Raw genomic sequence first — 19203 nt, forward strand, 5'->3', positions numbered from 1 at the left:
GGCCCTCGTAAGTGAGTTGGGTGTCAGGCCGCGACGCGCCGGCGCTGGATGTAGAGCGCCGCGCCGCCGGCGAGGAGCGTGCCGAACAGGATCATCGCCCATTCGGACAGGGTGGGGACGGGGGCCGCGACAACGACGGGAGGGACAAGGCGTGAGGCCTGGATGGCCAAACCGCGATCCCAGATGGCGGTGACGACGCCCGCGCTGCTCACCGTGTGCTGTTGGTTGCTTGCGCTCACACCAGTGAGGGACAGATCGACCGGGGGGCTCCAGGCCGAAGCCGAAAAACGTGACGCCTGAACGACATAGTTCACGCCGTCGGACTGGCGTCGCCAGAGGGCGGTGACGACGCCCGAGCTATCCACCTTCACCTGCGGGCCTTGTACGGCCTCGCCGCTGCCTGAAATATCAGACGGGGCGCTCCAGGCGGCCCCGGTAAAGCGCGAAGCCTGCACGACACTGTTGTCCCGGGTCCAGACGGCGGTGACGACATTCGAGCCGTCCACGATCAGCTGAGGCTCAGTCGCCGACGCGCCTGCAGCGGACAGATTGACCGGGGCGCTCCAGGTCGATCCGCTAAAGCGGGATGCCTGTACGACCCATTGGGCTCCGTTGAACCGCATCCAGACGGCGGTGACGACGCCCGCGCCGTCCACCTCGACCTGAGCAGCGCTTGCTTCCCCACCGGAGAGGGACACATCGACAGGCGCGCTCCAGGCCCCCGCGGAAAAGCGGGACGCCTGGATGACAGGTTGCGCTCCGTTGCTCCGCCGCCAGACCACGGTAGCGACGCCCGCGTCAGTCACCGTCACCTGGGCGTCGTAGGCGTGCTGGCCGACGAGTGACAGATCGACAGGAGCGCTCCAGGCCCCCGCGGCAAAGCGCGAGGCCTGAATGACATATTCCGCTCCATTGAACCGCTGCCAGACAGCGGTGACGACGCCGGCGCCGTCCACCGCGACCTGGGGAAATTCCGCGCTTTCGCCAGCGGAGGAGAGGTCGACCGGCGGGCTCCAGGCGCCCGCGGCAAAGCGCGAGGCCTGAATGACAGATTCCGCTCCATTAAACCGGTGCCAGACGGCGGTGACCACGTTTGCACCGTCAACCGTCACCTGAGCCGCGGACGCATTCCCACCGGCAGGCGACAGTTCGGCGAGCGCACTCCACCGCCCCCCGGATAGGCGCGAGGCCCTGATGCGATCGCTTGATCCGTCGTTCCCGGTCCAGACAGCGGTGACGACCCCCGTGCTATCAGTGATCGCCTGCGGGATGTATGAGCTGCCGGGGCCGGTCAGGTCCGGCGTCGGCGTCCACGTCTGGGCCGCCGCCGGGAGGGCGAGGAGGCTGAACGCAAGCGCGATGGCCAGCCGCCGCAAGACCCCGGAACAACCCCACGCACGGACCCGGTCGCACGAGGCCGCTCGAATCACTTGAAACACTCCGTCACCTCGCACTGACCGAACCAGGTTCGTGCCTGGCGCAGCGGTGACGCTTATCAGCTGGTCCAATGTCTTCCACTGGACACTTTTGGGACGCTTTGATCGGCGCTGCCTGTGGGCCGGCAGCAGAGATCGTAGGGATGGCCGGCAACGGATCGCGTTCGGTCACTAGCCTGATGACCGATAGCGGACATTCGACGGACGCCCCGCAAGCGCAAAACGTGCGGATCTGTTCGGGGCGCCGCCTGAATGCTGCAGGATCTTCGCTCGTTCAGCCGAACGTCGGTCACCGCGCACAGGAACAGCCCCAGCCGGCATTGGTTAATACGACGGTGTTGGGTTCATCCCGCACTGTTCAAACCTGCCAACGGTTGAGCGGCCCGCCCCTGAAAGGGGGCGGGCTTTCGTCATTCAGGCCACTGCCGGACGCATCGGGAATGGCGCTGTAGCCGACAAGCTGCGCGAGCGGGGCATACCCTTCGTTTACGCGACCGGCTTTGTGACCAGCAGCGAGGTCAATGCGGACACCCCGGTGATCCGGAAACCTTATCTGCCCGCGCAGGTCGCCGAAGTCATCGCACATATCATGGCCCGCCCGAGGACCTGACGAGACCCGATCGAAGGCGGTCAGTGCCTCAGCCGGACAGGAGATTTCGCCCCGAAATCCGGACTACGGACCCTCTCAACGTTTCCATTGGGTCGGGAACGGTCATTGGAGCTGCCGCCGAAAGCGGACCTCGCGGCCCCGACCGCACAACGGACCTGACCAACAGCCGCAAAGGGGGGGAGGCGGACATGCAAACGTCGCCGCCGTCTCCAGCGAGGCCGGTCACCGGTAATTTGATGTGCTTTACGCGATGAACCGACGCCGCTGGATGTAGAGCGCAGCTCCGCCCGCCAGGATCGTACCAAACAGGATCATCGCCCATTCGGACAGGGTCGGCACCGCTGCAGCGCCTACGGTTACGGTCACGGCCCCCGGTCCGGTCAATCGAACGGCGTAGATTCCGTTTGGACTTGTGCTAGCCCATGGGCCTCCCACCAAAGTATAGGTTCCTGCGGTGAGGGTCCAGCTGGCGCCGTCGTCCGCGGACGCCACGCAGTTTGTGGCCGGACTCGCCGGATTGAAGGCGCCGTTGTAGATCGCGAAGCCGCCGTCACGCGCCGAGCGATCGTTAGCTGTGTATGCGCCTGTCGTGGTCACTGTCACGACCTGGGTTTCGACGGCGTGCGCGACACTCGCGTTTACGGCGCAGGGCTGACCATTGGAGTAGATCGCCGCGATCGTCGGGCTGGCGCCTGTGGTCGTGAAGGACAAATCCGACTGAACCTGAGCCGCACTGGCGCTGGCGAAGGCCAACACGCCCAGAGCGGTGGTCGCCGCGCAAATTGATCTGATCATGAAAATTCCCTATTTTTCTAGCGAGATAGCTTGCCAGGAACGTCCGCCAGGGGTCGAAAACGTCCCCGGGCTCCGAAGCGAAAAGCGGTTTTCACGACCACACCGAACAGCGGACACCTGAAGTTCCCAGAGGGCTTTGCCCCTCCGCAACGCCGGCCGTGAACGTCTGCCCCACCCCTGAGCATACCGCCTGGGTCAGAGCCGGTTTTGCCGGGGTCGCCCTCACGCAGGCCGCCGCGCCCGGCGCTGCCGCTCGTTTCGCGCTCTTCGCCATTCCCGTCCCCTGGTCCGCCGTCATAGGCGACCGCATCGCCATGTCGTGGCGCACTCCGGCGGTTAACCTCGGCGCAATGCTCTTCGACAAGACCTGTCGGGCCCCGCGCCCTCACTTTGAGACGCATGGTCGAGTTCCCGGCTCTCGAACCACGCCCCGGTTCGATAATCGGGCTTCCGCCTGCCAGGATGACGTCGCGGCGCCGCGTATCGGCCGATACCCATCAACGGATCGACCCAGGACCCCAATGATTTCAAGGCCCGGCTCTAAATAGAGGCTTTATGCGCGCCCTGGTTCGCGGCGCCCCGATACTGTGGGCATGGGGAAATTGCACGACAGGAACGACGACCGGCCTCTGGCTCAGAGCCGGTCGGGGATGAGCCCGAAGGCGTGGCATGATCTGCTGGACCGGTGGCTGGCCGGAGAGCCGATCGGCGCGCTGGCGGCCGAGTACGGGGTCCGGCCGACCACCATCCATCGCAACGCCTGCGTGCTGGAGATGCGCAAGAAGGACCGGGCGGACGCGGTGCGTCTGGCCAAGGGGCCGGCGCCGGCGGTGGCCGAGTTTCAGGCGGACGGGTCGGTGCGGATGAGCTGTCGCGACCTCGCCCTGGTGTTCGACCGGCGCGATCCCGACGCGGCGCGCGAGGCGGTGCTGGACAGCGTGTCCGACGCGATCGCTGAGAAGCGGTGGGCCGATGGGCGGGGGCTGATGACCCTGGGCAAGGGGGTGCTGGACCTGATGGAGCGCGGGTGGCGCAAGCCGAAGGTGCGCTGGGTCGGGGCGCCGCCGGAGGATGAGGCGGAAGAGATCGCGTCGGCGCCGGTGGAACTGAGGACGGCGCAGAGAGCGCCCGACAAGCTTCCCGACGGGGGCGACTGGGCGACCTGGCTCTTCCTGGGCGGGCGCGGGGCGGGCAAGACCCTGGCCGGGGCCATGTGGCTGAGCGATCGGGCGATGGAGGCCTCCGGAGGCCGGCTGGCGCTGATCGGGCCGACCCTGCACGACGTGCGCGAGGTCATGATCGAGGGGGTGTCGGGGATCCGGTCGCTGGCGCGCTGGTCGCGGGCGGACCGGCCCCGGTTCGAGGCGTCGCGGAGGCGGTTGCTGTTTTCGAACGGAGCGGTGGCGCAGACCTTTTCGGCCGAGGATCCGGACAGTCTGAGAGGGCCGCAGTTCTCGGCGGCCTGGGCGGACGAGTTCTGCGCCTGGCCGGCGTCGGGGGCGCGGGGGGCGGGGGAGACCCTGGCCCTTTTGAGGATGGGGTTGAGGCTGGGCGAGCGGCCGAGGCTGGTGGTGACGACGACGCCCCGGCCGACGCGGGCGCTGGTCCGGTTGCGGGACGAGGCTTCGTGCGTGACCACCCATGCGACGACGGCGGACAATGCGGCGCATCTGTCGCCGGGGTTTCTGGAGGAGCTGACGGCCCGTTACGGCGGGACGCGGCGGGCGGCGCAGGAGCTGGAGGGGCGGGTCGTGGAAATCGACGGGGCCCTGTTCACCGCAGTGATGATGGCGGACTGCCGGGCTGAGGAGGACTTCCGACCCTGGGGGACGCTGGGGGTGCGGCGCGGCGAGGGCGAGACGTCGATGCCGGCCGGGTTCGAGCGGGTGGTCGTGGGGGTGGACCCGACGACGACGGCGGGCGGGGACGCCTGCGGCATCGTGGTGGTGGGCCGGCGGCGGATCGACGGAGTGACGCGGGCGGTGGTGCTGGCGGACCGGTCGGCGCGGGGACTGTCGCCGGACGGCTGGGCGCGGCAGGCCAAGGCGGCGGCCCTGGCCTGGGGCGCGACCTCCATCGTGGCCGAGGTCAATCAGGGCGGGGAGATGGTGCGGGCGGTGTTCAGGGCGGTCGGCTGCGGGACGCCCGTGATCGACGTGCGGGCCTCGGTCGGCAAGCGGGCGCGGGCCGAGCCGGTGGCGTCGCTGTACGAACAGGGCCGGGTGACGCACGCGGGGGTGTTTGACGCTCTGGAGGAGGAACTGATGGCCATCGGGGCGGAGGACGACGGCGGCCTGTCCCTCGACCGCGCCGACGCCCTGGTGTGGGCGGTGTCAGCACTGATGCTGAACGGCGCAGGCGAGGGGCCGAAGATCCGGAGGCTCTAGGAGAGGGGGAAGGACGGGGGCGGGAGGGTCAGCTGCGTGTCGGCGACGGGCTGTTCGCCGAAGAAGCGGACCAGCAGGGGCGTCACCTCGGGGTGGGCCTCGAAGACATTGTGGCCGGCGTTCTCGACCAGGACCTGGGACTTGTTCGTGAACTGGGCGATGACCTCGGCCTGTTCCTCCAAGGGCGTGCGGCCGTCGAGGGAGCCGGCGACGAGGAGGGCGGGGGTGTCGATGCGGATCGACTGGCGGAAGGCTTCGCCCAGATCGGCGCCGGGGATGGCGCCCAGCAGGTGCGGCATGGGCAGGTTGAAGGCGTCGCCCAGAACCGCCGTCTTCGCCTCTTCGGTGATGAGCGCCAGGCGTTCGGGCGAGATGCCGGACGCGAGGTCGGTCGCCTCGGGCATGCCGCCGATGTTGAAGAAGCGGTGGGGAGGCGGGAAGAGGGGCGCCAGGACCTCGGTCCTGCCCGCGTCGAGCGCCAGATAGAGGCCCGGCAGCATGGACAGCTGCGGCGGATTGGCGACCAGGCCGGAGGCCAGGAGCTGGACACCGAAACCGCCCACCCTGACGTCCAGGGGGCCGCTTTCACCGGCGAAGGTCACCGTGGCCGGATCGGCCTCGTACCGCGCGTGCACGCGGCGCATCAGGGCCGGCATGTTCGGGATCGCCGCGCGGACGGCGGGGTCCGTCCCCATCAGGCGATCCACGCGGTCCAGGAACAGGTCGATGTGGGCCGGGCGCTTGATGGTCTGGTCCTGACCCTCGAGGCTGGCCAGGGCGACACGGCCGATCGAGTCCGGATGCCGTTTCAGCACCGAGAGGGCCAGGTGGGTGCCGTAGCTGATGCCCCACAGATTGACCTTGTCCACGCCCAGATGGCGGCGCAGGTCCTCGATGTCGTCGGCGTTCTGTTCGGTGTTGTAGCCGGTCATGGCGATGCCGGCGCGGGTCCAGTCCACCCAGGCCTTCTGCATCTCCTCGCGATACCAGGCGGTGACGCCGGCGTGGGTCATGGCGGGGAAGGGGGTGGTGTTGGCCCGGTCAGGAATATGGGCTGAAAGGCCGGTGCCGCGCTGATCGAAGGCGATGACGTCGGCCACCGCTCTCAGGGCCATGAAGATCGGGAAGCGCGGGCCCATGGCGGTGCGCACGCCGGATCCCCCCGGCCCGCCGGCCAGATAGACGATGGGCGGCCCGGGATTGGGCGAGGTCGAGGGGAACCGCACATAGCCGAGGCGGATGCGACGCGAGCCGGGAAGGCGACGGTCCTCGGGAACCTCGAAGAAGCCGCGTTCGGCGTCGGTCTCCTGACCGTCGCCGGAGGCGAAGCGGAACGGGCCGGCTTCCTCCTGTGCGCGGGCCTTCCAGGGAAGAGCCAGGGTGGGGACGGCCAGGCCGGCGACGGCGAGGAGGGAGCGGCGGTTCAGTGATGTGTGGGTCATGGCGACAGTCGAACCGGTTTTCGCAAAGGCGTGCAGCAGCGCTTCGGTCAACGGCGCCGCTGGATCGGTGAGCGGTGGCGCGTTCCGGCGAACTGCGCGGTAGGGTGTCGGAATGGTTCGCGCGCTTCTTCTCACCCTGTTTCTGATCTGGCTTCCCGGCGTGGCGGGGGCCCAGGACTGGGAGACCTGTCGCGGGGAGCCGGGCGCGTCAGGCCCGGTGCTGAGCGACTGTCGGCCGGTCGAGGGGACGATCGATCCGCAGGGGCGGGAGTTGTGGCTGCGGGCGGCCATCGACCGTCCGGCGGAGCAGGGGCCCCACGCCCTCTATATCGGCGGCGTGGCGTCTTCGGAGATCTGGCTGAACGGGCGGATGCTGGGCGCGAACGGGCGGCCCGGCCCGTCGGCGCAGGCCGAGATTCCGGGGCGGTATCAGGCGGCGTTTCCGATCGGCGAGACCGGCTGGCGGGCGGGGGGCAATGAGCTGATCGTCCACATGTCGTCGTTTCACGGCGGGCTGCGGCTGGATCAGCCGATCGCGGGACTGGTCGTCCATGACTATCCGCTGCCGTCGCGGCCCATCGCCCTGGCGATGACATTCGTGGCCGCCGGGGCCCTGTTGGCTGCGGCGTTCGGGTTCGGGGTGATCCACGCGCTGAGGCGGACCGGGTCCAGCCTGACGCTGGCGGCGATGGCGGGGGTCGCAGGCGCGCAGGCGATCCTCGAGACCCTGAGGACGCTGGTCCCCTATGCCTATCCGGTCCACGTCTGGCGACTGGTCGGGATCTGGGCGCTGACGGCGGTCTTCGCCCTCCTGCTGGTTTCCTATGTGGGATCGCGGTTCTGGCCCCGGGCGCGACGGGCGATGATCGGCATCGCGGTCGTGGGCATCGCCTTGAGCTGGCTGGTCCCCGGGTTCGACCTGAAGACCATCGCCGCTCTGACGGTCGGGGTCGGGCTGGCGGCCGTGGCGGCTGCGGTCGCGGTGTGGCGGCGGCAGCCGGGGGCGCGGCTGACCCTGGCCTATCTGGCGGTGTTCGTGGCGGTCGGGTTGATCTTCCCCGAGGGGCTGGTCGACCTGTCCTATTTCCTGTTCGCGGCGGGTCTGGTCCTGCCTCTGCTGATGACCGAGGTGGTGCGGCTGGGGCGGGACGACCAGGAGCGCGAAATCGCCCTGACCCGCGCCGCCGCCCGGCCGAACTGCCTGACCGTCGCCTCGGCGCGCGGCGTGCTGCGGGTTCCGCTGGCGGAGATCGTCGCCGTGGTCGGTGCGGACGACTATGTCGAGCTGAGGCTGACGGATGGGCGCAGGCTGTTGCACGCGGCGCGGCTGGATCGGCTGGAGACGGAGCTGCCGGGCGGGTTCCTGCGGGTGCACCGATCGGTGATCGCCAACCTGGCGCATGCGCAGGGCTATGAGCGCGACGGCGGACGGGGCCGGCTGCTGATGGGCGAGGGGGCGGCGCTGCCGATCAGCCGGAACCGGCTGCCGGCGGTGCGCGACGCGCTGGAAGGTGCGACTCTGAGCGGAGCGGCTGTGAGCTAGCCGCCCGGCCTCGCAGGGGCGGCTGCGGCCTCGGCAGGCGCCCCTGCGAGGAGCCGTTTGACCCGTTTGACCAACTGATCCGGGCGGAAGGGCTTGGTGATGAAATCGGCGGCGCCGTTCGATACCGCACGTCGGACGTCCCGCTCGCAACGTGATGCGGTCAACATCAGTACCGGCGTGTCTCGATGAAAGCGATCGGCCTTCAAGGTGCGCAACACGTCGTAGCCATCCAGAACCGGCATGGATACGTCCAGGATCACGAGGTCCGGGCAGTCACTGTCCGCACGGTGAAGCGCGTCTTCGCCGTCCTGGGCAACCGTCACGGTCATGCCGTGACCTTCCAGGGTTTGCCGCACCAGAGCCGCCAGGTACCGGTCATCTTCGGCGACCAGAATTCGGGGCTGGGGCAAGTAGGTCACCGTTTACCGGGACCGACGCGGCCCCCTCTCGGCGCGCAATTTGCCGCCTACAGGTGAAAATCGGGTTGCCAGGATCAAGATCCTTTGCGGGCTCGCGTATAGTCGTCCAGCCAGAGCAGGGTATCCTGCTCCAGAAGATCGCAGACCATGTCCGCCAGGGCGTCGGGCTGGATCGGCTTGCAGACGTAGCCCGACGCCCCGGCCTGTTTCGCCCGGATGATGTCCTCGACGTCATGCGAGGCCGTGAGCATCAGAATTCGGACTCGATCCCATGAGCGGGCGGCACGGAGGTGACGCAGAACCTCCAGCCCCGGAACGTCCGGCAGCCCGAGATCAAGAAGGACCAGGTCCGGGGGCGCCTCGGCCATGCGGGCCAATGCCTCGGCGCCGGTGCCCACGACTGTGATCTTCTGCCCCCTCGCCGAGAGGATCGCCTGCGCGAGTTCCCGGATGAAGGGGTCATCGTCGACGACCAGGACCCGGTGAGGTCGCTGCAGCTTCTGACCAGACACCTTGTCCCGCGCCTAGGACGTGATCATGCGGTCAACCGCATCGATCAGGGCTTCGCCGGAGAGCGGCTTTTCCAGCCAGGTCGCACCGAGATATTCAGCTTCGAGACGGCTGTCACCAGACGACCATGCCGTCAGCATGAGGACCGGCGTCTCGGCGATGTCTGGATCCGCCCGAATTTGCTTGAGCGTATCCGTGCCTGACAGACCCGGCATGGAAAAATCCATGATGATGGCGGCCGGACCCATGGAACGCGCCTTCGCCAGACCCTCGGCGCCCCCGGCGGCCAAGGCGACAGTGTGGCCTGCACTTTCCAGGTGGACCCGCGTCAGCTCTCGCATGAAGGCGTCGTCATCGACGACCAGGATCGAATGGCGTGTACTCACTTTGACGCAATCCATAACTTGGGAATCAGGCGGCCAGGGCCATCCAGTTCTCGACAAGTTGGCCATGAGTGAACGGCTTAGCAAGCTGAGCCTTGGCGCCGAAAGTCTCGGCCAGCTTCATGTAGAATGCAGGGCCGAGGCGTCCTCCGCCGGTGACCGCAAGAACAGACATGTTCGGCGCGATGGCGCCCAGTTGCTGCAAAACCTCGACGCCGTCGACTTCCGGCAGGATGATATCCAGCACCATGCTGGCGTCAGGATGACGGCGGGCCATGGCCAGCGCCTCACGACCGTCTGCGGCGTGGATCACTTCAACATCCGCCGACAACAGAGCCGCGCTGATTTCGGAGGACCAGAACGGGTCATCCTCGACGACAATGCATTTCGACACGGACGGATTCTCTACGTTGGTAAGACGCCCCCCCCCCCGGCGAACGAACACCGTTTACTATAGCAACTTTCAGGAGAACGCTACTGCGTTCACCAGTTTGTGGATCAGCGGATCGAGCGTCCCGGATTCGGCGCCCAGGTCGCGGCACCGTTTGGCCGCGGCTTCCAGCTCGAAGGCCGCGTTGGAAACCGCCGTGAAGCCAAAGCTGCCTGCCGTTCCTGCGATGGAGTGGCTGTAGGCCGCCATGGCGTCGGCCCGGCTGTCCGAAGGCAAGGCGCCGAGGCGAGCGAACTCAGCCGCGAACGTATCCATCTGCGCCCTGTACCTGGCTTTCAGCTCCGCCAGAGGGTCCCGTGTGACGACGTCTGCCGGGGCCGGTGGGGGAGAGCGATCATTCAGCCCGGCCACGCGGGAGAGGAGGCTCAACAAGTCCTCCACCTTGATCGGCTTGCCGAGATGATCATCCATTCCTGCAGCGCGGCAGGCTTCGATCTGATCGGACAGGACGTTCGCTGTCAGGGCGACCACGGGTATCCGCTGCGCTCCATTGCCCATCGCACGGATCAGACGGGTCGCGGCCAGACCGTCCATGCCCGGCATCTGCACATCCATGAGGACGAGATCAAACCCGTTGTCCCGGCCAAGCAGCCCGATCGCCTCGTCTCCAGACGTGGCGCAAACGACGGCGTGGCCCTCGCGCGAGAGCAGAATCTCAAGCAGCTCGAGATTGGGCATGACGTCGTCCACCGCGAGAATCCTCAAGGGCCGGGCCGATGATGCGTCTGCGGGCGCCGAAACCGGCGGCGACTGAGCCTCGGCCGGCGCATAGGGCAGGGTGAAGATCGCCGTGGTCCCGACGTCGGGTTGGCTTTCCAGGGTTACGTCGCCGTGCATCAGCCGGGCGAGAGATCGGCTGATGTTGAGCCCCAGACCCGTCCCTCCGAACTTGCGACCAATCGCTGTGTCGGCCTGGGTGAAGCCCTGAAACAGACGGGAGAGGGCCTCGGGGGAAATCCCGATCCCGGTATCCATGACCCTCAGTTCGAGCTGTCCGGCCGAAATCCCGACCTTCAGTGTGACAGACCCCTCATGCGTGAACTTGGCCGCGTTGCCGAGGAGGTTCAAAAGCACCTGTCTTGTGCGTTGCTCGTCACCCATCACCCAGGGGCTGACGTCATTGTCGAACGCGAGCTGCAGATCCAGTCGTCCGGCCACACTCACCTGCGTCAGGTCGATCACATCGGTCGCGAGCGCTTTCAGATCGAAGGCCCGTCGTTCCGTCGTCATCTTGCCGGACTCGATCTTGGAGAAATCAAGGATGTCGTCGATCAGAGCCGACAGCCCTTTTCCCGCCGTCCGGATGCGATCGAGGTATCGCCGCTGATCGTGATCCAGTTCGGTGTTCGAAAGGACCTCTGCGAACCCCAGCACTCCATTGAGGGGGGTGCGGATTTCATGGCTCATGTTGGCGAGGAAGTCGGCCTTGGTCCGGGCGGCGTCTTCCGCGATGGCTCGCGCCTCGGCGAGGGCCGCCTCACGCTCGCGCCGCTCCGTCACGTCTCGAACGGAATCGTGGATCTCGACGATGACGTCATTCTCATCGCGTTGGAAACGGGGCCGCGCTTCGAGCCACCGAACCGAGCCATCCCTGGTCACCGCCCGGTATTCGACGGTCAGAGGCCGTCGGGTTTTGGCCGCCAGCCTGAACTCCCGGGCGACGCGATCATGGTCTTCCGGAACCATGATGTCATAGGAGGTCCGCCCGATCATCTCTTCCGGAGAGTAGCCGAGAAGTTCGCTGACGGACGGCGAGAGGTAGCTGAAGATTCCGTCGGGACCATAGGTGGCGATGACGTCGCTCACGTTGTCGGCCAGGAGGCGATAGCGACGTTCCTGCTCGACCGCCGTCTCGATGGCCCTGCGCTCGTCCGTGAGGTCCTTGAACACGCCGAAGAAGCCGGTCACCGAGCCCGTCGGGTCCCTCTGCACCTCTGCCAGCGAACGCACGTTGCGGCGCGAGCCGTCCGCGCGGGCGATTATGGCGTCGAAGTCCCAGCCCTGACCGTTCTCGCTGCGTGTCTTGATAAGTTCAGAGACGAACTTTCGATCTTCCTCGACATAGAACGCCAGGGCGTCGCCCAGGGCGGGATTGTAGGTGGCCGGGTCCTCGCCATGGATCGCATAGACCTGCGGAGACCAGAACACGGCGCCGGTCTGGGTATTGAGGGTCCAGTAGCCAGTCCCCGACAAGCGTTCGGCGAGATCGAGGATGCGGTGCCGGTCATCCAGCTCCTTCCTGGCGCGCGACAGGTCGATCTGGTCCACGACGAGATCAGCCAGCGCACGCAGATGGGCGAGATCCGCCTCGTTCGGCGTCGGACGCGCCCTGGTGTCGATGACGCAGAGCGAGCCGAGGTTGACCCCTTCGCTCGTGGTCAGGGTCGCGCCGGCGTAGAAGCGGATGTCCGGCGCACCGGTGACAAGGGGGTTGTCCTTGAACCGCGCGTCGAGGGTCGCATCCTCGACGACCATGACCGCATGTGCGCCAAGTTGAATGGCATGATCGCAGAACGCCCAGCCGCGTTCGGTTTCACGAACGTCGAGGCCAATGCAGGACTTGAACCACTGCCGGTCCGTGTCGACGAGCGACACCAGCGCGATAGGAGCGTTGAAATGCGAGGCGGCCATCGCCGTGATGCGATCAAACCGGGCCTCCGGGGGCGTATCGAGCACGGCCTGATCGTGCAGAACGCCGAGCCTCGCGATTTCGTCCAATGCCTTCACCCTCCGTGCGAGCCAGACATACCGGGAAGCATCGTAAGGAAATATTATCGACGACCCAGGTGCGCTGGACCTCTGCTCACTGCAAACGGGACGGCGCAGTCGATCTGCCGGGCGGCCGACGGGTTGGCGGCGTCAAGGCTTGCAGCAGACGGTCCCCAAGGCCCGGGTTGAGTCAGAAGAGGCGGCTTTGGTGAAGCCTAGCCGAACTCCACCAGCACATCGTCGGCGGCGACGGGATCGCCGGCCTTCGCGCCGACGGCTTTGACCACGCCGTCGCGTTCGGCCTTGAGGATGTTCTGCATCTTCATGGCCTCGATGACGGCGACGGTCTCGCCGGCCTTGACCTCCTGGCCGACCGTCACGGCGATGGAGACGACGAGGCCGGGCATGGGGGACTGGATCAGCTTACTGGTGTCGGCGGCCTGTTTCTCGGGCAGGCGGGCGAAGAGCTCGGCCATTCGGGGGGTCAGGACGCGGACGCGGGCGCGGGTGGCGCCGGTGCGGATGGAGAAGCCGTCGGCGATGCGGGCGACCTCGGCGGTGAAGGGTTCGTGGTCGAGGACGGCGCGGAACTGGGCCAGGCCGGGGCGCCAGTCGATGTCGGAGAGCTGCAGCGCGCGGTCCTCGCCGGCGAGGTCCAGCGTCAGGGCCTCGTCCTCGTCATAGCCGAGGGAGACGCCGTGGGCGTCGCGGTCGATCAGGACGATCCAGTCGGTGCGGTCGGACGGATCGCCGGACTGTTCGGTCAGGATCTCGTTCATCGCGGCGGCCGTGGCGATCAGGATGTCGGTGCGCCGCCGATCGGGGGCCGCGCCTTTGAAGCCCTCGGGGAACTCGTCCTTGATGTAGCTGGTCGACAGTGCGCCCGAGCGGAACCGCTCCTGATCCATCACGGCGGCGAGGAAGGGCACGTTGTGGCCGACGCCCTGGAGGTGGGTGTCCTCCAGCGCCCGCTTCATGCCGTCGATGGCGGCGATCCGGGTGGGGGCCCAGGTGTTCAGCTTGGCGATCATGGGATCGTAGAACATCGAGATCTCGTCGCCCTCGCGGACGCCGGAATCGTTGCGCACCGTGTAGCCGTCCTGTTCGCCCTCTTCCGGCTGGTCGTAGCGGACCAGGCGGCCGATGGAGGGCAGGAAGCCGCGGTACGGGTCCTCGGCGTAGATCCGGCTCTCGATGGCCCAGCCGTTGATCTTCAGGTCGTCCTGACCGAAGGCCATGCGCTCGCCGGCGGCCGAGCGGATCATCTGTTCGACCAGATCGACGCCGGTGATCAGTTCGGTGACCGGGTGTTCGACCTGGAGCCGGGTGTTCATCTCGAGGAAGAAGAAGCTGCGGTCCTGACCCGCGACGAACTCCACCGTGCCGGCGGAGTCGTAGTTCACGGCGCGGGCCAGGGCGACGGCCTGTTCGGACATGGCCTTGCGGGTGGCGTCGTCCAGCAGGGGGGAGGGGGCCTCCTCGATGACCTTCTGGTTGCGGCGCTGGATCGAGCACTCGCGGTCGAACAGGGAGACGATGTTGCCGTGCTTGTCGCCCAGCACCTGGATCTCGATGTGGCGCGGGTCGATGATGAATTTCTCGAGGAAGACGCGGTCGTCGCCGAAGGCGGTCAGGGCCTCGGCCTTCACGGCGGAGAAGCCCTCGGCCATGTCGGCGTCGGAATGGGCGACGCGGATGCCCTTGCCGCCGCCGCCGGCCGAGGCCTTGATCATGACCGGATAGCCGATCTCGTTGGCGATCTGGATGGCGTGTTCGTCGGATTCGATCAGCCCCATATAGCCGGGCACGGTGGAGACGCCGGCCTGGGCGGCGAACTTCTTGGAGGTGATCTTGTCGCCCATCGCCTCGATGGCGTGGGGGTTGGGACCGATGAAGGCGATGCCCTCGGCCTCCAGCCGGCGGGCGAAGACGGGGTTCTCCGACAGGAAGCCGAAGCCGGGGTGGACCGCCTCGGCGCCCGAGCGGCGCACGGCCTCCACGATCTTGTCCTGGACCAGATAGCTCTCCGCGGCGGGCGAGGGGCCGATGTGGATGGCCTCGTCGGCCATCTCCACGGCCATGGAGCCGGCGTCGGCGTCGGAATGGACGACCACCGTCTGAATGCCCATGCGGCGGGCCGTCTTGATGATACGGACGGCGATTTCGCCCCGGTTCGCGATCAGGATCTTTGAGAACATGCGCGTTCCGTAGGATGGCGTCGCGGGCGTGTAAACGGGCGCCCCGTCCGCTCGCGCACGGGGCGAACCGTCACACGGGCGCCGTTCTCGCTTGGCAAGATCAGGGTTGATCGGCTTTAACTCGCGGCCGAGCCATTCGCATCCCCCGCCTGGAGTTCGTTATGATCCGCTTTCTGACCGCCGTTTCGGCGGCCGCCTGCATGATGACGGCGACCGCCGCAGTCGCGCAGGACTTCCGCGCCCTGGCGCGCACGGACCTGCAGGCCGCGCATGACGCGCTCCGCGACAACCACCCCGCCGCCGTCATCCCCGGCGCGCCGGGCGACACCTTCCGCAGCTGGCTCGACGCCGGTCTGGCGGACGCCAACGGCCGCATCGGCCAGGTCAACTCGGGCGACGCCCACGCCTATCTGATGCGCTACTACGCCGGCGGCTTCCGCGATTCGAATATCGCCATCACTCCTTCGTTCGAAGGCCTGGGCCCCTATTTCGGAATCAGCTGGCCCGGAATCACCACCGGATGGCGCAACGGCCAGTATGTCGTGACCTATGTGAAGCCGGGCGTGCGCAACGCCCCGCGCCTCGGCGAGATCGTCGTCAGCTGCAACCTGACGCCCATCGAGGAGTACGCCCGCGCCAAGCTCGACAAGTGGGAGGGCAACCTCGACACCGAGGCCGGCCGCGTCACCTCGGCGCCCTACCTGCTGTGGAACCGCAACAATCCGTTCGCGGCCGGCACGCCCTCGACCTGCGAGTTCAAGCGCGACGCCCGCGCCCGGCCGCGCGCTGTCGAACTGCGCCCCGTGCCGCTGGTCGCCGGTGATCTGGAAGCCGCCTATCGCGCCACCGTCTACATGCCGCCCGTCACGCCGCTGAACGTCGAGACCGTCAACGGCCGTCCGTGGGTCCATGTCCACTCGTTCGCCGACAGCGCGGGCTGGGACGCCTTCAACTCGCTGGTCGAAGGCCAGGCGGCGGCCCTGCGCGGCCCGCAAGGCTTCGTGCTGGACCTGCGCGCCGCCTCGGGGGCCTCGGCCTATACCTCCACGGCGCGCGGCTATGGCCTGGCCAACCGCATCTGGACGCCGGAGTTCACCGTCAGCCGCCAGCCGGCCGCCGGCGCCATCACCTATCGCGCCACCCCGGGCAACCGCACCTGGTACAATGACACCCTGGGCCGGATGCAGGCCGACCCGCGCTTCGTCCAGGAAGCCGCGCCGGTCATCGCCCAGACGCAGGAGATCGTCGCGGCCTTCGATACGGCCATCGCCTCGGGTCAGCGCACCTTCACCCTGCCGGGCCGCGCCGCCGTGCCGGACACGGGAGCCCCGAACCCGGTGCAGGGTCCGGTGGTCGTGCTGGTCGACGCCGGTTGCTCGGGCGGCTGCCTCGACACGCTGGACCTCTTGTCCAAGCTGCCGAACGTGCGCATCGCGGGTTCGACCACGGCGACCGACACCATCTTCATCGAGCCGACGCAGGCGCGCCTGCCGTCGAACTATTCGGACCTGAGCTACGGCCACAAGGCCTGGACCAGCCGCGAACGCCCGAACAACGCGCCCTTCACCCCGGCGCAGGGTCTGGTCTACGTCGGCAACCCGGCGGACGAGAACGCCGTGCGGACCTGGGTCGGGACGCTGTTCGGCGGCTGACGCATGTTGCTGCGCTAACGCCGGCGACGCGGTCGCCGGCTGCTGGAGCGCGGTCTGAAGAGTGAGATTGGCCGGGCGGGGGAGACCTCGTCCGGCCTCTTTCGTTCGGGCGATGCCGTTCGTGCTGCACGGCCCGAGGCGGTCAGCGGTCGTCGTCGACGTCCGCTACGGGTGGATTCCAGACATGCAAACGGCCCCACCGTCGCCAGCGGGGCCGTTCCATAGCGGGGCGAAACGTCGCTTAGGCGATCAGCTGTCGCCGCTGGATGTAGAGCGCCGCTCCACCCGCCAGCAACAGGCCGAACAGGATCATGGCCCATTCTGACAACGTCGGCACCGGGGCTGGCGCCGCAAACGTCAGCTTCTGGACGCCGGTACCGGCGACATAGACATTGCCCGCACTATCCACAGCAACGGCTCTGGCATTGATAGAGCTGGCGAGCGTGGTCACAGCCCCGCCGATAGCGGCGATCCGCTTCACCGCACTGTTGCCGCTATCGGCGACGTAGACATTGTCCGCACTGTCCACCGCAACGCCGAAGGGGTCGGAAAAGCCGCTGCCGAACGTGGTGACGGCCCCACCGCCAGCGGGGATCCTCTTCACCGCATTGTTGCCGCTATCGGCGACATAGACGTTGCCCGTACTATCCACCGCGACGCCATAGGGACCGTTAAAGCCACCGGCGAGCGTGGTGACGGCCCCACCGCCCGCGGGGATCAGCTTCACCTCACTGTTGAAGGCCTCGGCGACATAGACGTTGCCCGCGCTGTCCACCGCAACGCTGTAGGGATTGAAAAAGCCACTGCCGAGCGTGGTGACGGCCCCACCGCCCGCCGGGATCCTCTTCACCGCATTGTTGCCGGTATCGGCGACATAGACATTGCCCGCACTATCCACAGCAACGCCTCTGGGATAGCTAAAGCCGCTGCCGAGCGTGGTGACAGCCCCGCCGACAGCGGCGATCCGCTTCACCGCATTGTTGTTGGTATCGGCGACATAGACATTGCCCGCACTATCCACAGCAACGCCTCTGGGACTGCTAAAGCCGCTGCCGAGCGTGGTGATTGTTTGCGCGGTCGCGGGTGTGGTGAGCGCAAAGGCTGCGACCAGGGCCAACAGACCGGAGGCGACGGCAGCCAGCAGGCCCCTCACCGACCGCGCACGGTCGCAGGACACGATGATCGACATGAAACGCTTCCCCTAATGGGAAACAGTCTGTCCGTACCCCGTGCCGGCCATAACAAGTCAAACATTTCAATCATAGAGGAAATCTGCGTTGGTCGAACGCGGTCCGGCGCATGACCGTCACGGCCACGATCAGACCGATCAGCACCGTCGCAAAGCGGACGTCTTCAACGTCTGCAACGGGTCGAAAGCGGGCATCAGGACAGCTGCCAAGAGCGGTCCTCCGGAGAAGTGAGGGAGACCGGGCGGACGGGGCATTCGCGAGGGGTGGCGACCGGTTGTCCGCGAGCAATCGCCGTGGCCAGTCCGGGTCGCATCGAAGTCCGGTGACCACCGTCGACGAAGGTTGAGCCACCGACGAAAACGGCGGCCCCCTCTCGGGAGCCGCCGCAGAAGCAAAGCGTGAGTGGGAGGAGAGGAACCGTGTTCCTCGCCGCCGTCCCTGAATCTTTAGTCTTCGTCTTCGACTTCGAAGCCGTCACCTTCGCAGAGGTCGACGCCCATGACTTCTTCGGTGTCGCCATCTTCATAGGTGGCCTGGACGTCCTGAACGCAGTCGTCGCCGACTTCGAAGGTCACTTCGACGCCTTCGCCCGGGGCGATTTCTTCGTCGAGCAGGTTGTCGCCGAAATCATCGGAAGACTCGCCCGAGATGGCCAGGCCGACGATGGCCACTTCGCCGTCGTTGGTGACGGTCATCGTGGCCTGCGCCATGGCGCTGGTGCCGAACATGAGAACGACGGCCGAAGCCGCCACGAAAAGGTTGGTCTTCATAAGTGTAGTCCCCCAAAGGCCGGGATGCCGGCGCAATTAGAAAAAATGACGTCGAACAAGCTCGTCGCGGCGGTCTATAGCGGCTTGCAGCGCTGCCCGTAAATGACGAGTCCTGACGGGCCTCGTCTCACTGACCACGGTCCAGAAATCGGTCGAAGCCAGGCTCTTGGAACCGCGCCACTTTACCCCCATCTCCCGTCCATGACCGACATCACCGAAGCCCGCCCTAACCTGTCCGCCGCCGGATACGATCTGACGCCGCCCTCGGAGGGTCAGCGCGTGGCGCTGGAGGCCGATCTGAACGCCGAGGAGAGGCGGGTGCTTCTCTCGCACGGCACCGAGGCGCCGTTCTGCGGCGTGCTGCTGGGCGAGAAGCGTCCGGGCGTGTTCGTCTGTCGGGAATGCGGCCTGCCGCTGTTCAGGGCCACGACCAAGTTCGAGAGCGGCACGGGCTGGCCCAGCTTCACCCAGCCGGTCAGCGAGGATCACGTCACGGCCATCGAGGATCGCGCCTACGGCATGGTGCGGACCGAGACGACCTGCGCGCGCTGCGGGAGCCATCAGGGGCATGTGTTCCCGGACGGGCCGCCGCCGACCGGCCTGCGCTACTGCATCAACTCCGTGGCGCTGTCGTTCGTGGAGGAGGGGCGGCCTCTGCCCGATCCGCTGGGGCGCGGCGACGGGGTGGCGTGACGCGGTTGAAACTTC

At 67.2% G+C, this 19203-nt stretch carries 15 protein-coding genes; 4 read left to right on the forward strand and 11 right to left on the reverse strand.

Annotation, left to right across the window (positions count from 1 at the left end; all coding sequences use genetic code 11):
• Window positions 1-23 precede the first annotated feature (23 nt).
• On the reverse strand, window positions 24-1376 hold the full coding sequence (locus tag ACW17Y_RS06030; RefSeq protein WP_492037864.1) for an IPTL-CTERM sorting domain-containing protein: 1353 nt from the start codon (window positions 1374-1376) through the stop codon (window positions 24-26).
• A gap of 913 nt (window positions 1377-2289) precedes the next feature.
• On the reverse strand, window positions 2290-2841 hold the full coding sequence (locus ACW17Y_RS06035) for an IPTL-CTERM sorting domain-containing protein (RefSeq protein WP_492037865.1): 552 nt from the start codon (window positions 2839-2841) through the stop codon (window positions 2290-2292).
• A 650-nt stretch (window positions 2842-3491) separates the two neighbouring features.
• Here ACW17Y_RS06035 and ACW17Y_RS06040 point away from each other — a divergent pair.
• Entirely contained in the window at window positions 3492-5228 is a 1737-nt protein-coding gene (locus tag ACW17Y_RS06040; RefSeq protein ID WP_492037866.1) for a terminase large subunit domain-containing protein, read from the forward strand.
• On the opposite strand, the gene ACW17Y_RS06045 is transcribed toward ACW17Y_RS06040, so the two are convergent.
• Complete coding sequence (locus ACW17Y_RS06045; RefSeq protein WP_492037867.1) at window positions 5225-6670, reverse strand: alpha/beta fold hydrolase; 1446 nt, start codon at window positions 6668-6670, stop codon at window positions 5225-5227. The genes ACW17Y_RS06040 and ACW17Y_RS06045 overlap by 4 nt on opposite strands.
• A 112-nt stretch (window positions 6671-6782) precedes the next feature.
• On the opposite strand from ACW17Y_RS06045, the gene ACW17Y_RS06050 reads away from it, so the two are divergent.
• Entirely contained in the window at window positions 6783-8213 is a 1431-nt protein-coding gene (locus tag ACW17Y_RS06050) for a LytR/AlgR family response regulator transcription factor (protein WP_492037868.1), read from the forward strand.
• Here ACW17Y_RS06050 and ACW17Y_RS06055 read toward each other — a convergent pair.
• From ACW17Y_RS06055 to ACW17Y_RS06080, 6 genes are all read right to left on the reverse strand, one after another.
• Window positions 8210-8623 carry a response regulator gene (locus ACW17Y_RS06055; protein ID WP_492037869.1) on the reverse strand — a complete coding sequence of 138 codons (414 nt, stop codon included), beginning with the start codon at window positions 8621-8623 and terminating at the stop codon, window positions 8210-8212. The genes ACW17Y_RS06050 and ACW17Y_RS06055 overlap by 4 nt on opposite strands.
• An 83-nt stretch (window positions 8624-8706) precedes the next feature.
• Complete coding sequence (locus ACW17Y_RS06060; RefSeq protein ID WP_492037870.1) at window positions 8707-9144, reverse strand: response regulator; 438 nt, start codon at window positions 9142-9144, stop codon at window positions 8707-8709.
• 12 nt (window positions 9145-9156) lie between these two features.
• Complete coding sequence (locus ACW17Y_RS06065; protein WP_492037871.1) at window positions 9157-9528, reverse strand: response regulator; 372 nt, start codon at window positions 9526-9528, stop codon at window positions 9157-9159.
• 25 nt (window positions 9529-9553) lie between these two features.
• Window positions 9554-9919 (reverse strand): response regulator transcription factor, encoded by a 366-nt coding sequence (locus ACW17Y_RS06070; protein WP_492037872.1) that lies wholly within the window; start codon window positions 9917-9919, stop codon window positions 9554-9556.
• Window positions 9920-9988: 69 nt separating this feature from the next.
• Window positions 9989-12694 carry a PAS domain S-box protein gene (locus ACW17Y_RS06075; protein ID WP_492037873.1) on the reverse strand — a complete coding sequence of 902 codons (2706 nt, stop codon included), beginning with the start codon at window positions 12692-12694 and terminating at the stop codon, window positions 9989-9991.
• 206 nt (window positions 12695-12900) lie between these two features.
• A complete protein-coding gene (locus ACW17Y_RS06080; protein ID WP_492037874.1) occupies window positions 12901-14883 on the reverse strand; it encodes an ATP-binding protein in 1983 nt (660 codons plus the stop codon).
• A 161-nt stretch (window positions 14884-15044) separates the two neighbouring features.
• Here ACW17Y_RS06080 and ACW17Y_RS06085 point away from each other — a divergent pair, with 161 nt between their 5' ends.
• Window positions 15045-16535 (forward strand): hypothetical protein, encoded by a 1491-nt coding sequence (locus ACW17Y_RS06085; protein ID WP_492037875.1) that lies wholly within the window; start codon window positions 15045-15047, stop codon window positions 16533-16535.
• A gap of 241 nt (window positions 16536-16776) precedes the next feature.
• Here ACW17Y_RS06085 and ACW17Y_RS06090 read toward each other — a convergent pair whose 3' ends face one another.
• Together ACW17Y_RS06090 and ACW17Y_RS06095 are read right to left on the reverse strand one after the other, a co-directional pair.
• On the reverse strand, window positions 16777-17724 hold the full coding sequence (locus tag ACW17Y_RS06090; protein WP_492037876.1) for an NHL repeat-containing protein: 948 nt from the start codon (window positions 17722-17724) through the stop codon (window positions 16777-16779).
• Window positions 17725-18171: 447 nt separating this feature from the next.
• Window positions 18172-18495 carry a hypothetical protein gene (locus ACW17Y_RS06095; protein ID WP_492037877.1) on the reverse strand — a complete coding sequence of 108 codons (324 nt, stop codon included), beginning with the start codon at window positions 18493-18495 and terminating at the stop codon, window positions 18172-18174.
• A gap of 201 nt (window positions 18496-18696) precedes the next feature.
• On the opposite strand from ACW17Y_RS06095, the gene msrB reads away from it, so the two are divergent.
• Window positions 18697-19188, forward strand: a complete 492-nt coding sequence (gene msrB, locus ACW17Y_RS06100) for a peptide-methionine (R)-S-oxide reductase MsrB (RefSeq protein WP_492037878.1) — start codon at window positions 18697-18699, stop codon at window positions 19186-19188.
• The last annotated feature ends 15 nt before the right edge of the window (window positions 19189-19203 follow it).

This window comes from Brevundimonas sp. AVps7 (genome assembly GCF_058681545.1).

Excerpts from the sequence above, each read along its gene's own strand:
- ACW17Y_RS06035 (WP_492037865.1), bottom strand. The coding sequence starts at position 2,841 with ATGATCAGATCAATTTGCGCGGCGACCACCGCTCTGGGCGTGTTGGCC.
- ACW17Y_RS06040 (WP_492037866.1), top strand. The coding sequence starts at position 3,492 with ATGAGCCCGAAGGCGTGGCATGATCTGCTGGACCGGTGGCTGGCCGGA.
- ACW17Y_RS06045 (WP_492037867.1), bottom strand. The coding sequence starts at position 6,670 with ATGACCCACACATCACTGAACCGCCGCTCCCTCCTCGCCGTCGCCGGC.
- ACW17Y_RS06050 (WP_492037868.1), top strand. The coding sequence starts at position 6,783 with ATGGTTCGCGCGCTTCTTCTCACCCTGTTTCTGATCTGGCTTCCCGGC.
- ACW17Y_RS06080 (WP_492037874.1), bottom strand. The coding sequence starts at position 14,883 with ATGTTCTCAAAGATCCTGATCGCGAACCGGGGCGAAATCGCCGTCCGT.
- ACW17Y_RS06085 (WP_492037875.1), top strand. The coding sequence starts at position 15,045 with ATGATCCGCTTTCTGACCGCCGTTTCGGCGGCCGCCTGCATGATGACG.
- ACW17Y_RS06090 (WP_492037876.1), bottom strand. The coding sequence starts at position 17,724 with ATGTCGATCATCGTGTCCTGCGACCGTGCGCGGTCGGTGAGGGGCCTG.
- ACW17Y_RS06095 (WP_492037877.1), bottom strand. The coding sequence starts at position 18,495 with ATGAAGACCAACCTTTTCGTGGCGGCTTCGGCCGTCGTTCTCATGTTC.
- msrB (WP_492037878.1), top strand. The coding sequence starts at position 18,697 with ATGACCGACATCACCGAAGCCCGCCCTAACCTGTCCGCCGCCGGATAC.